Source organism: Aeromonas sp. ASNIH4 (assembly GCF_002934425.1).
Lineage (GTDB): Bacteria > Pseudomonadota > Gammaproteobacteria > Enterobacterales > Aeromonadaceae > Aeromonas > Aeromonas hydrophila.
In genome coordinates, this window is sequence record NZ_CP026217.1 from 3,093,684 (window position 1) to 3,107,730 (window position 14,047).

The following is a 14,047-nucleotide window of genomic DNA, read 5'->3' on the forward strand; positions in this document are numbered from 1 at the left end:
GGCCCACTCCATTACTACAGACCCATGGCACTTGTCATTTCTCTTTCGCTGACGGCTTCGGGGGTGACCACTGCATCTTTCAGCATCAGCTTGCCGCGCAACAGGCGATCCAGATGGACATCGAACGCATCAAATCGCGGGTGAGTCAGGGTCGGCAAGTGGATAAACACTGGTTTTTGCTGGCCGATGCGGTAGACCCGGTCTGAGGCCTGGGCCTCTTTGGCTGGGTTCCAGTGACGCTCCAAGTGGATCACATGGTTGGCACTGACCACGGTCAGACCGACCCCTGCAGCCACAGGGGACATGATTATCACATTGAAACCGGCTTGAGCCTCGAACTGGCTGATCAGCTTCTTGCGCGTCAGATCCTCGACTTTACTGGCCACCGCCTTGGTGTCGCCATTGATGATGGCGATATCCAGGCCGTAGATCTGATCCAGCCAGAGCTTGAGTACTCGCTGCAACCGCTTGGTCATCATAAACAGAATGACTTTTTCGTTCTGGCTACGGATCTGCTCCAGTAGCTGCAGAACAATGGTGAGCTTGCCGGATTCCTGCATGTACTGACGGGCCTGCTTGGCATCCTGACTGTAGAGCGCAGCTTCGTCATCCAGCCTTGGATGCAATGAGATGCTTCTGAGCCGGGAGAGTGCAGCCAGGGCCGCTCCTTGCATGTTTTCGTCACTAGCCCGGCGACTGCGATACTCATCGAGTACGGCATCATAGGCCTGCAACTGTAAGCCGCTCATGACGCGGCTCAATTCGGGGTGATAGCGTTGCAGCTGGCTATCTGCTTGCTGTACGCCACTACATATGGTCTTGCTGGGTAGTCCCTTGAGCTGCTCCTCTTTGACTCGGCGTAACATGAAGGTACCTACGGTGCGGCGTAATTGCTCGCCGATTTGGATACGGATCAGGTCGCGTTCTTGCTCTTCGGCATTCAGAATGGGTTTTATCCAGCTGTCCCGGTAGTGTTGCCAGCTACCGAGCAGCCCGGGTTGGGCGGTATCCAGCAAACACCAAAAATCTCCCAGGCTGTTCTCCACTGGGGTTCCGGTTGCCAGCAGCTTGAAGTCAGCCTTGAGGCCTTTGGCTGCACGGGTCTGTAAGGCATTGGGGTTCTTGATGTTTTGCGCTTCATCGAAGATCACCATACCCCAGTCGATGCGGCAGAGTGAAAACTGGTAGTCCCGCAAGGTTTGATAAGTGGTGAGTACTAGCCGTCTGTCCATGTCCAGCCGATGGATCCCGGCCTCTGGGCCTATGGCCAGGGCATAGCGGATGCTTTGTTCATCTAGCATGCCGCTTTCATCTGCCAGCGAGGCCAACTGTACCGACTCTCTTTCTGCACCTCGGATCCGAAACCTCCCTAGATCACGACCTGCTTGCAACACCACCTGGTCGCGAAACGGCACGCTGTTATAGGTCTTGGCGACCTCATCTTCCCAGTTCTCCAGCAGACTCAGTGGCGCCACCACCAGAATGGGCTTTTCTGCCTGGCCCAGGCTGCGTTGACGATGCAGGTATTCACCGATGGTCACCAAGGTCATATAGGTTTTGCCCAACCCCATGTCATCGGCCAGCAGGCCGCCTTGCAGTCGGTAGAGATCCTCGGGATCTTCATGCAAGGCCACATTCAGCAGTTTTAGCATCCATTCGATGCCTTCTTGCTGGTGAGAGAAGGGCGTGCGCGCATAGCGTGACCAGTCAGGTGAGGCTGGCAGGGTGGCGAAATTGGTCTTGTTCAACAAGGTGGTATGGATGGCATCCGCCTCCTTGAGAATGACGGCAACGCGCTCTTTGACTTTTTCTTCGTCTACTGGTGTCTCAAGTGTGACTGATTCATCTGCTGGTTCATCGTCGAGGCCAGAATGGCCGGCAAGACGTTGCTTGATGGCGGTAACTTGTTTTTCCACTACATCGACGTTGGTGATGTCGATCGTCTGTTCACCAAAAGTCAGAGTGCTGGCGCCTTGGGCTCGTGCCGCTTGCAATAGATCTTCAAAACGTTGCAATTCCTCAGGCGACTGAATAAGTCCGCTGAGTACCTCCGGGGGTGATGGACGGGAGTCAAGAGCAAACCAATTGTTTTGGTTGGTATCCAGCCCGCCAAAGTCCATGTACTGTAGTCGGCCTACACCTGCGACCCTAATGGAGAAACCAACCTCGAGATTAACCAAGGCGGCATCCAAAAAAGCGGTAGGGGTGGCAATAAACTCATTGACCTTGTCGGCAGGAATGCGTGTATTGGCCAGTACGTTGCGGATCCCGGCCAACCGGGGTTCGTCCAGCAGTACTACGCGATTATCTATTCGCAACACGCCGCCATTAGCGCTCATATCTATCTGCGCCCATCGCTTCTGCAATTGATCTGGCGTGGATCCCTCTCCCAGACAGGGGCAAAGCTGCAGGCTACCATCCGGCATGCGGGTGGCTATGATACCTATGTTGTCCGGCACCACTACGTCAAGGCGCTCAAAATGACTAAGGTCGATGCGCATACCACTTCGTGCCGCCGTTTGCAGCTCGGCCATCAGTCGCAGGTTAGCGGTTTCGCCTCGCAGCTCGGCTGTCAGGGTCTCGTGTTGCTCCCAAGCCATCAGTCCCATTAATTCTGCTGGCGTCAGCCAATAGCATTCTTGGCTACCCAAGTACAGAAAGGGCCCTTTGCGGGTAAAGGGGGTTTCCCCTTCAGGCATACTGGCGGTAATGGCTACCCGAAAGCCGCTGTTACCGGTTCGGCCGTGAATCGTGGAGACAAATTGCCCGGGGAAGCGGGGCGGCAGGTCCAGGATCTCGGCTTGTTCGCCATCCATACCAGTGATGTCTTCTGCCTCAATATGAAAACCATTAGCAGTGGTCTCGGCCACACCCTGCTCGGCCAACATGTTGAGGCAGATGAGTTGCACCTTTTGCCGGGTGTTCCCCTGTCCTACTTGCAGTGATTTGAGCTCACTTGCTGGCAGGAAAAAATTCAACCCGCTGGAGTCAGGTTGGCTGTGAAAACCTAACTGGTTGTTGATGGCGCTGTCCGTGTCGCCAATAAAAGATCGCAAGAATTCGACTAAGCGCATTTAGTGGCCTTTATGATGCTCTTCATAAGCGGTTAATTCCGCGGCTGCTACGGATGTGAGGTGCCAGCCATATTGGCTGTTTTGCCAGCAGAGCGTACCAAGGGGCCCATAAAGCTGTTGATTGATCTCTTGAACTGTCATGCCCAAGACGTTGGCGCCATGACGAGCTCTGTCACCGGCATTGCTGGCAAAATATTGCAGTACCTTAAGCTCTAGCGGTTTGAGCTGGCTAACCCGGGGGCAGAGTTCGGAGAGCGAAGGCTCCGCAACAGTGTTAGCGCTGGTTATTTCATCCGAATGGGGTGTTGCTGGAGTGGGTTTGTTCTTGTATTTGAACCTGCCATTCAGCTTTGAAAGCTGCTCAGCTGATAACTTGTTCACTGCACGTGACGCATTCGCTGGGAGCTGCTGGGGTTCTTCATAAAGCTTGGCCTGATGGGATGCCTCCCTGACTTGATCTACTGGTGATGGACTGAGACTAGTTAGAGCTGACTGGTGAGTTATCGTGTCGACAAATGACTTGGCTGTCGGCTGGCTGGGAGTTGGCACCGGTGTCCGTTTGGGATTGACTGCAGGGATGCCAAAGCGGCGAAGCTGGTATTGGTAGTCCTGGCGGCTCAGTAGTTGCTCCATATCCAGACCGATGCCGTTGTCTGCCAAGAAGGTGAAGACCTTGTGCTGCCAAGTGTGTGGTGTGTGGACGATGCTGGCGAGAGGAAGATTGCCATATCGTTTTTGGTAGCCAGCAGGAATGGTGGATGTCAGTGCGGCGTGGCTGAATATCCGTTTCTCATAAGTGGTCAGTATGTCACTTGGGGGCGCCAAATAGACCCAAATTTTGAAACTGTGGGAACCTTCAATCAGGTAGAAATCGCCACAGTCCAGATAGATCACCGCTTTATCGCTCATAGCCCCATCCATGGGAGCGAAGCTGGTTTTTACTTCCTTACCCAAAATCCCTTTAACGATTTGCTGGGCCCGGTTACCGAGTAGCAGACGGGTATTACGGATCAGTTTGAGTTTGAACAAGCCCTCCAGAAACAGCTTTCTGGCGGGAAACATCCGCTGTAATTCGTCGTTATGACTCTGGATCCCATATTGCTCAACGGCCTGCAAAAAGAGGCGAAGATCCTCTTTGGATAGCCAGCCTCTGACCTTTTGAATCCGTGCCTCGCCCAGTGGTTGCCACCATTGACGGTAATTTGTGGCGGCGCTGGATATGCGGGGATCGCCTGCCAGGTTGAGGATGAAGGTTTGCCAGGCATCGCTGGGCTCCTGGCCTGTACGGTCGATCAGGATCTCCAGCGCGGCATGGCCGATACAGCGGTCCCCCTCAAAGGGAGCCTTGCTGACCGAGGGTTTAAGTAGCTCATCCATCACAGGTGACCATTCGTCCAGTGACAAAGTGCGCAAGGTCTCGAGATAGAAGTGAGCCCGACAGATATCGCCATAGCGGCCATCATCTAGGCCTTGCAGGCCTAGTTCGCTAAATGTCGCACCAAGCTCGCGTCCTGCTTGTAGCGTCTGTTCGGCGAGCTGACGTGGGCCGTTCAGTCCAAGGAGTTTGTGCCCTTCTTGTTTTAGGCTAATGAGCGGGTTCGGCCGCAGGGTGGCAATACGAGGTTCTGGCAGTTGCTCCAGTTGTGACAGCAGTGCCTGTTCCAGCAGAGCACGAAAGCCATCATGTTGGTCTAGCAAGTCGAATTGGCGAAAGTAGAGCTGTACCAGTTGCTGAAGTGTTATTCGAGTCAGCCTGGGTTGTTGGGCATGCAACAGCGCGGAGAGGAGTTGGGGGCTGAGCAGCCGTTCGGCATACTGGTCGCCACTAAGCCAAAACCAACTGAGTGCACGAGCAGTGAGTCGGCGCTTCAGCAATCCAGGTAATGCCTCAAACCGGCCTGATATGGCCATGTTGCGCAGCAAGGTCAGCATCTGGCTGAAGGCGTCGTTGTGCCCTGCTGTCCCTTCCATCCTGGAAGCCTTCGTCTGGAGTTCGGTCCAGGCGTTTACCGTGGGTAGGCCCCAAGAGGTTGCCATGGATTTGGCCTCGGGCAACTTCATTGCTGAAGTTCCTCCTGCAGCCGTTCCTTCACTTGTTCGTACTGTGCGCTGTCTGGTCTGCGGATGGTAAAACGAATGTCGATGCGACGATTACGCTTAAAATCTGTCTCCGTCACTTGATTAGACACCGCTGGCCGTGTTTCTCCATAGCCACTGACCGAAAAGAGGGGATGGCCATCTCTATTTTTCAGCCGGGATAGTTGTTCATCACCGATGAGTGATTTTTCCCAAAACTGCCAGAGGGAAATGGCGCGGAAGGTTGACAGCCCCCAGTTACCCTTGCCCATAAAGCCCTGCAGGGGACGGTTGTCGGTATGTCCTTCGATGAAGATGGTATCTAGGAACTCCACTCGATTGTCACGAGAGATTACCATGTTAAGCACTTCGCCTATTTCCCTGGCCCGAGATTGATAGGTCGGACTTATATCAAAGGCGCCAGTTTCAAAGCCGAGCAGTTCGTTGGGAATGCTCAAGACGGTGTGATTCTGGCTGACCTCTACCTTGATGCCGCGCTTGCGCAGGGTCTCTACTGCTTCGTCAAGAATTGTGCGGCGTACTTGCTCGGCTTGTTTTAGCGCGACAATCTCTTCTTCAAACTTGGCTTGTTTATGCTCCAGCTCTTTTTGGATCTCCATCAGCTGCAGGATCAGGATCACCGAGGCCATAATAAAGATGACGAGCAGGGCGGACATGATGTCGGAAAAGGACATCCAGTAGGGATTTTCTTCGTCAACGTTGGTGGTTTGAGCTTTACGAAATTGCATCAGCGTTGCTCCAGCTCATCCAGCACACTGCTCATGGCTTCGGCCGTGTGATACATCTTGGTGGCATATTCCAGAGAAACCTTGTTCCACTGATCCATACGCTCATGAACCTGGGTGCTGACTTCGCTGGCGTATTTTTGCAGCCACTGTTCAGCCTGTTTTTCGATGGCTTCAACTTGGGAACGCAACGTCTCGCCTAAGGCATTGAATTCGGTTCTCACCCCTGTCAGGAATTGTTGCTGCGTTTGCTTCATCTCAACAAAGCCATGGCGAGCCTCACTGGCAGCCTGTTCGAAACGTTCTGCTCCCATCAGCAAGCCATCTTGCAATCTGGCCAGCATTTCGGCTTGTTGCTTGAGTTGATCAGTAAGTGCAGCATTTTGGCTACCGGCTTGCTCAATTTGTTGTGTCACTTGTTCCAAGCGCTGCCCCAGTAGATCGGCGGCAGAACGGACATTGGTGGAGAGCAGGCCTAGCTGATTGGCACTGCTGTCCATATGCTTGCTGCTCTGGGCTGCGGAATCGGTCACTTGCTGCAAGCGAGTCAGCAATTGCTGGTGCTGTTCCGCCATTTGGCGGCTTTGTTGTTGACCGGCTTGCACTGAGTCGGCTAAGGCGGTCAACAACGCTTGCTGCTGTTGTGTTACGTCAGTCAGCTGCTGTTGGAATTTATCCTGACGAATCTGTTCGCGAACATCCGCCTGAGCACCTTGTTGACTTAAGTTATCCAGCAGTTTGCCAACGGCATCCTGCAATGTGTTCTGTTGTTGCTGTACGGCCGAGGTCATAGCCTCGATTTGCTGTTGGCTCGCGGTGCCCAGACTGCCCAGCATTTTTTGTTGCTGCTCCAGTAACGTGGTTTGCTGTTGCTCATGTTGCTGGGCCAAGTCACCCATCATCTTACCAAATCGACTCTCCAACTGGCCTTGTCGTTCGTCTGCCGAATTGGCCAGTTGTTGCAACTGCTCCTGGAAACGTTTGGACTGCTCATCCTGAGCATCCAGGCTGCTAGTCTGTTGAGAGCTTAATTTACTAAACAGCTGTTCAAGACGTTCGCCCATGCTGCTGACGGCGATATTGACATCCGCGGCCACTTTTTCGAGCTGTTCACCCTGTACTCTGCCTGCCGAGCTCATACCCTCCATAAAGCTGCTTACCAGGTTTTCCATCACCTGGCTTGATTGTTGATTAGTGGAATGAACTAGGGTTTGGATGGCCGGCCCCATGATATTATTAAGTGTGTCAGTGAGGGCATTTTGCATAGCTTCGCTCATGCCATTGATGCTTTCTTGCAGTCGGTCTCCGATCCGCTCGTGCAGCTCCTGCAGTGCTTCTTTACTTTCTTTGCTGTACTCGGCGATATGCACCAGAGATTGTTCCGCAGGGAGTCTTGGATAGAGGAAATCAATCCTGTTTTGCAGGTCTTGGATATCGTTCAGCGCTTTGCGTTCAAACAGCTTTTCACACAGATTGAGCAGGAGACTGAAAGCAACCCCCCAGACCGAGGTCATAAATGCAACTGCTGCGCCAGAGATGAGCTTATTGATACCACTCTTGAGGGTCTCGATTTCTGCCGTATTGCCCACTAGCCCCTCTAGACCAATGGTTAATCCAACAAAGGTTCCGAGCACCCCGATCGCCACTAAAAAGCTGGGGGTCGCTGCTAGTAAACGGCTGGCGGTTAGGCCCGTTGCCAAGGTTTTTGCATTGAAAAAATGCTCCGCGTCAATGCTGTTGAAAAGTTGTTTCTTGTCAGAAGATAAGACAAGGCTTTCATCAAATTCCTGCCAGAGATGACCAATATTGTTGGCATTCAGCTTTTGAGCCCTCTGAAGTATTTCACGGCGAGAGTAAGCCAATGTTTCTCTACTTTGCCCATCCAACAAAGATCTCAATGCTTTGTTTCTTTCAATGAAATTGAGGTAGTGCTTAATCAAAAAAAACAGGGATAGTAAAAAGATGAAGCATGTGAATGACCAGAACCACGCACTGATCCCATTGGTAGTGCCATTCAGCATCTGGCTAAAGTCAGGCCATAGGTGTTTAAGTAAATCCCACATGTCTAATCCCAAATGTTCAACTGATTCTTGAAAAAAACCGGCAGTCTTTAACCTAGTGTTTTGACCAGGTCGAGATAACGAATGAACAAAAACAAAGTAATCCGCTCAACAGATGAGCCGCGTCAATCTGGTTTTGCCGGCACCATACCACAAACTTACCTAACTACTTTTCCCTAATACCCCCACCGGTTAAACGCCAGCGGCATCTTGTTGAGCTTCTCGCGATGCTCGCGCCAGTTGGGCAGATGGGTATCCATCAGTGTGATAAATCGCTGGTTATGTTTGCGTTCTAACAGATGCACCAGTTCATGAACCACAATAAATTCCAGGCATTCAGGGGGCTTCTTGACTAGTTCGAGGTTAATCCAGATGCGGGCCGTATCCGTTTTGCAGCTCCCCCACATGGTCTTCATCCGTTTGATACCGACAAACGAAGGGGTGACGTTGAGCAAGGCCTGCCACTTGGCAATCAATATCGGCAACCGCTGGCGCAGCAATTGGCGATACCAGCCCAGTAGCAAGGCTTCTCGCTTCGCGGCGTCATAATGAGCGGGAACCCGCATCCGGATCCACCCCCCTTGTAGCTTGACGCTGTGCGCACCCTCAACCAGGATCACCTCCAATCGATAGCCCCGTCCCCAAAGGTAGTGCGTCTCGCCACTGCACATCTGGCGCTCGCTCTGACGTGGCTGCGCCTGAAAGTGGGCCTGTTGTTGGCGGATCCAGGGCAAGCGTCTGACCACTGCCATTCTGATGGCCGTCTCCGACAGCGACGCCGGGGCCGAGACGCGCACGCGACCATCAGGGGGCAGCACATTGATGTGCAGGTTCTTGATCCCCTTATGCTGCAACTCCAGCGTGAGCTCACCAATGGTGATCAGGGGCATCAGTGGTACTCCTGCTGCGCTTTCACCAGCTCCATCACCTCGGCAACGGTCACATCGTATCCCTTGGTTTCTTCGGCAATGGCAAACGCGATCTCCCGCTCCTTGAAGCGATCGCCATACCAATCGGCCTTCTTGGTATAACGCACGGCGGTATCAATTCTGGCCACCAGCAGCTCATCCTTGCCCAGATTGTCATAGAGTGCCCGTTTGGCTGCCGTGTCTATGCTCTCTGGGTAGGCGCTCTGGCTATGGCTCTGTGGATATTTCACCTGCTTGGCCAGCTCGCGGACCTTTTCCAGATACTCCTGATAGGAGATGGCCTGCTGGCGGCGCAGATCGATCAGCTCATCGAGCAGCACCGACATCCTCTCGTAGTATTTGGGGTTGACCGGGTTCTCATCGACGATGGTCCGGCGCACGTTGTTTTCAATCGCCTCGGCCATCGACTCCTGATTGTCGCGCATCTCCTTGGGCAACCCATCCAGCGCCTCGGGGCCGCGCTGGATAATGAGCTCCAGCAGCCCCAGCTCCTCAAAGTCCATCAGCGTCTCGCTGGGGTCGGCATCCACCCACAGATCCAGCATCTGGCGCATGCCCGGCTCGAACTGCTTCATATCCACCAGATCACCACTGGCCAGCTTGATCTCATCCCGGACCTTGGCGAAGTGTTCGACCTCCTGCTTGATCGAGGCGGCCTGCGAGGCGCTGTAACCCGCCTCCTCCAGCTCACCCGCCAGATTGGTAAAGGCGCGGATCAACTTGGCCACCAACTGATAGAGGGTCAGCCGCAATGCCTCTTTCTCGCTCAACGTCTCTTCATCGGCTCCCGGCTCACAACAGAAATAATGCTGATAATCGAGTTGCGACTTGGGCGCCTTCACCGGCTCACACAAGGCACGGACGGCTTCCAGAGCGTTATCCAGATCCTCTTTGGCCTGGGCCAGTCGATCCTTGAGCAGCCCGGCCACATCCTCCTTGTCATAACCCGCGAAGGCCTCGGCCGTATAGTCGTTGACCGTCTTCTCCAGCGACTTGAACAGGTCTTTGTAATCGATGATGTAGCCGTACTCCTTGTCGTCACCATCCAGCCGATTCACCCGACAGATGGCTTGGAACAGGTTGTGATCAGCCATCTTCTTGTCGATATAGAGGTAGGTGGCAGAGGGGGCATCAAAACCGGTCAGCAGCTTATCCACGACAATGAGCAGCCGCATCTGGCCCGGCTCTTTGATAAAACGCTGCTTGACCAGTTTTTCAAACTCTTCGACCCGCTTAGCCGCCTCATCCTCCGGCTGCTCGAAATAGTCGGCCAGCATCTTGCGATAGATGTTGTACTTGGCCAGCTTCTCCGTCAGCCCCTCGCCCGTCTCCTCGCCCTTGATCTCGCTGGCATTGGGTTGGTAACTGGTGACGATGGCGCACTTGCCAGCAAAACCGGCCTGGCTGAACATCTCGTAACTTTTGCAGGCTTGATAGACGCTGGCGCAGACCAGCATGGCATTGCCACGACCATCGGCCAGCCGGGGCTTGCGCTCGAAGTCGAGCAGAATATCGGCCACTATCTGCTCCAGCCGCGAACGACTGGAGAGCAGCTTCTGCATTGAGGCCCACTTCTGTTTAAGCTGCTGCTTGCCCAGCCGCGAGAGATCCTTGGTCTTGGTATCGAACCACTCATCCACTTTTTTCTGGGATTTGACCCGCTGATCGATGTCCCGCGCCTCGTAGCGCAGATCCAGCACCACGCCGTCACTCACCGCCTCGTTGAACTTGTAGGTGTGAATGTAGGGGCCAAAGACCTCGATGGACTTTTTTTTGTCCTGCTTCATCAGCGGCGTGCCGGTAAAACCGATAAACAGAGCCTCCGGCAACAGGCTCTTCATAGCCCCATGCAACTTGCCAGACTGGGTGCGGTGACACTCATCGACAAACACAAACAGCTGGCCCTTGGGGCTGAAGTCCGAGGGCAAGCTGCGGCGCATATCGGCAATAAAGTCATCCGAGCTGCCATCATCTTCGTCATCCGACTCGCCTTCTGGCGTGCGACCGAACTTATGCACTAGGGAGCAGATCAGCCAGGGATTATGGGCATGCAAACGGGTCACCAGATCGGCACCGCTTTTGGTGCGCAGGATCTCCTCCTCCACCCCGCTGAATACCTTCTCAATCTGCTCATCGAGTTCAGTGCGGTCGGTGATGATGAGCACCCGGCTGTCGGTCACATTTTCGCGGATCCACTTGGCCAGCCAGACCATGGTCAGGCTCTTGCCGCTGCCTTGGGTGTGCCAGATGATGCCGCCATCCCGGCGGCGGATATATGCCTTGGCGGCACGGATGCCGAAATACTGGTTATGGCGGCAGGTTTTCTTGGTGCCCGCATCAAACACGATAAAGTCGTGGATCAGCTCCAGAAAGCGCGCCTTACTGCACAACTGTGCCAGATGCTGGTCCAGCAGATTGGCACTCGGCAGATCGACATGGTCGGAATGGATTGGATCGGCTGGCTCTTTCCACTCCAGATAGTATTTCTCGTGGGTTTCGATAGTGCCGTAGCGCACCCCTTGGGTGTCGTTGCCCGCCATCACCAGCTGCATGGTGGTGAAGAAGTTACGGATAAAATCCTTCTTCTGGTTATCCAGGTTCTGGTGGATACCTTCGGAGACAGAGACGGTAGATCGCTTGAGTTCAATGACGCCAAGGGCAATGCCGTTGACATAGAGCACCAGATCCGGCCGTTTCTTATGCTCGCCCTTGACCGTGACCTCTTCGGCAATGGCAAAGTCGTTGGCCTGCGGATTAGTCCAGTCAACAAGCCAGACGGTCTGGTTTTGCTCGCCTGCCCCTACTTTTTCCTTCACGCCATAACGCAGCAGGCGATAGACCTCCTTGTTGGCGTCATAGAGGATGCGCCCTTCGCCCAGGCTTGCCGCCCGATCCAGTTGCCTTAGCACCTTGGGGATAAGCGCCGCGTCCACACCACGCCCCGCCAGCCAGGCGGTCAGCAGTTCCGGCTCGACATTGCGGTTGTTCTCCCGTGTATGCCAATCCCCCAGATAGCGATAGCCCAGCTCCGCTTGAAATAACTTGATGACGCGGTTCTGGGTTGCCCGCTCCCGTTGGCCGACTGAAATCATGCTCTCTATCCCTGTTATTCTCTCAAGCCGCCGCGACAACCGCGCAGCCGCTCTTATTTGTTACACCCACTTCGTTACACCAATCCCTGCTGCAAACGGGTCAAGGCGATCTGCAGACTACGATCATCAAACAGCCGCGCCTTGCGCTCACCCCACGGGGTTCCCGCTGGCCAGCGATGCAACCCCTCTCGCAGCGCGCTCAGCGTCGGCGCACAGCCCTCTTCGGCTATCAACCAATCGACCGTGGCCAATAACTCCATGCCATAGGGCGACTCAAAACCGTCGATTAACGCGGTCGTCTGCTCCAGTATCGGTAAAAATGCTTTGGCCTCGGTATGGAGATAAACGGCAAGCTCTTGTTTTTTGGCCTCATTAAACCAGATGACATCAAACGGCTTGCTATCCGGGATGCGCTTGTCGGACTGCAGATAACTGCCGTCCATCGCATTGAGCAGATGGGTCAGATTGTTGGCATAAGGGCCATAACGATGGGCCTTAAACTGCAACTGCAACGGATCCCCCAGCGGGTTGCGGCCAATGACCCGCGCCAGAAACCAGGCTAGTTTCTGGATCTCCAGCAAGCTGCACTCCATCCCTAAAAACCAGTAGCGACGTACCAGTTCAGCAATCAGGGCCCGAGCCGGAGTCAGCTCCGCCACCCCGCCCCGCTTGGCCACATTTTGGTATTGGCTACTGGGCTCATAGAGCAGGATATCGATATCCAGATCGCCCAGTGCCGTTTCAATCGCCTGTTTGACCTCTGGCCAAGGCAGACCACCGTTGCCAGCCCCCAGCGGCGGAATGGCAATCGAAGAGACCTGCTGCGCCTGTAACCAGGCCCGCAGATCCTGCAAACCATCCTGGATCCACGCCATCTGTGCCGGATTGCGCCAGTGCTGTTTGGTCGGAAAATTCACGATCCAGCGCGGCCCCAGCAGCTCACCCGTCTGGGTAATAAACATCTTGCCGGTGACGACATCACCCTGTTTGCACGCCTCGGCATAGGCGCGCATATTGGCCGGGAACCGCTCCTTGAACATCAAGGCGATCCCCTTGCCCATGACACCGACGGTGTTGACGGTATTCACCAGCGCTTCAACCGGAGCATCCAGCAGATTGCCTGTTGTATATCGAATCATCTGAAATACCACCCATCACGGACATAGACGGGGCGCGCGACCCCGACCCGATTCATGCACTGTTCCACGCTGTTCTTTATCTCTTCGTTGTAACACACCACGCCCAGCAACGCCTCGATGGGGCAATGTTGATGGATCAAGGCCTCGGCCTGATAGCGTTCCAGCTTGCTCAAATCTTCCGCATCACGCTTGAAATCACGGCGCTGCAACAGTGGCCAGTCAATCCGCCCCAGATCGCCAAGGTCGGCATAGAAATTGGCCCACTGGTAATAGGCATGGCTATCGGTAAACACAAACGGCAACCCCAGTTCAGCCATGCGATGCAGGCTGGAAACCAGGATCAAGATTTCATCATTGTCACGCTGGGGAACACCTCGCCCTGAGTGAATATTGCTGAGCATGGGAGAAAACGGCGTGAAGTAGAAGGGTACATAGTCATTCAACACGCCGTAAGGCACCAGCGGCACCGGATGACGCGCGCGCTTGGCAATCAGCTCCGGCAACCCGATATGCACCCAGTGCGGGCTTTGCTGCAGACCATTCCCCGCCCACAGGCCATGGGTCAGGATCCATTCCAGGTTATCCCGATGCACGATCCGGAATATCAGCGCCTTCTCCGGATTCAGGCTCTGGCTATAGTCATAGGCCATGGGTGGCTAGCTCCTGCGATACCCAACGCTTGATAAACACGCCAACGATGACCCCACTCGCTTTTCGTATGCGGGTGGCCGCTGTGCACGCCATCAAGCAACTCACAATAAAAGTATCTCTTTCTTTTCAGATAGATAAACATCTATCGCGCCAATTAACAACCGCCCCAGTCACGCAACGGTCAAGCAAATCTGCTGCGGGGTGGGCTCGGTGGCCAGGCTCGCGGCAGAGGCTAACTCTTATACACAACTCCCATCCCTTTAATGAGATATCCAGGGAA

General features: G+C 54.4%; 8 protein-coding genes. All 8 read right to left on the minus strand.

Translation table 11 applies throughout. The features are described 5' to 3' along the window. Positions 1-14: 14 nt before the first annotated feature. A complete protein-coding gene (locus C2U40_RS14220; RefSeq protein WP_043129796.1) occupies positions 15-3,074 on the minus strand; it encodes a DEAD/DEAH box helicase in 3,060 nt (1,019 codons plus the stop codon). Beyond that, positions 3,075-5,135, minus strand: coding sequence for an EH signature domain-containing protein (locus C2U40_RS14225; RefSeq protein ID WP_043129793.1), 2,061 nt, complete (start codon positions 5,133-5,135; stop codon positions 3,075-3,077). Next, entirely contained in the window at positions 5,132-5,899 is a 768-nt protein-coding gene (locus tag C2U40_RS14230) for an OmpA/MotB family protein (protein WP_024941047.1), read from the minus strand. Before C2U40_RS14230 ends, C2U40_RS14225 begins: the two co-directional genes overlap by 4 nt. After that, on the minus strand, positions 5,899-7,959 hold the full coding sequence (zorA, locus tag C2U40_RS14235; protein ID WP_043129789.1) for an anti-phage ZorAB system protein ZorA: 2,061 nt from the start codon (positions 7,957-7,959) through the stop codon (positions 5,899-5,901). The genes C2U40_RS14230 and zorA overlap by 1 nt, the downstream gene beginning before the upstream one ends. Before the next feature lie 173 nt (positions 7,960-8,132). Next, the gene (locus C2U40_RS14240; protein ID WP_103828955.1) at positions 8,133-8,846 is read right to left on the minus strand and encodes a M48 family metallopeptidase; all 714 of its coding nucleotides are present in this window, start codon (positions 8,844-8,846) and stop codon (positions 8,133-8,135) included. Continuing rightward, the gene (locus C2U40_RS14245) at positions 8,846-11,977 is read right to left on the minus strand and encodes a type I restriction endonuclease subunit R (protein ID WP_103828954.1); all 3,132 of its coding nucleotides are present in this window, start codon (positions 11,975-11,977) and stop codon (positions 8,846-8,848) included. Before C2U40_RS14245 ends, C2U40_RS14240 begins: the two co-directional genes overlap by 1 nt. Before the next feature lie 74 nt (positions 11,978-12,051). Further along, positions 12,052-13,128 (minus strand): type II toxin-antitoxin system antitoxin DNA ADP-ribosyl glycohydrolase DarG, encoded by a 1,077-nt coding sequence (gene darG / locus C2U40_RS14250; RefSeq protein ID WP_233768777.1) that lies wholly within the window; start codon positions 13,126-13,128, stop codon positions 12,052-12,054. Further along, positions 13,113-13,766 carry a type II toxin-antitoxin system toxin DNA ADP-ribosyl transferase DarT gene (darT, locus tag C2U40_RS14255; RefSeq protein WP_103828952.1) on the minus strand — a complete coding sequence of 218 codons (654 nt, stop codon included), beginning with the start codon at positions 13,764-13,766 and terminating at the stop codon, positions 13,113-13,115. The genes darG and darT overlap by 16 nt, the downstream gene beginning before the upstream one ends. Positions 13,767-14,047: the final 281 nt, after the last annotated feature.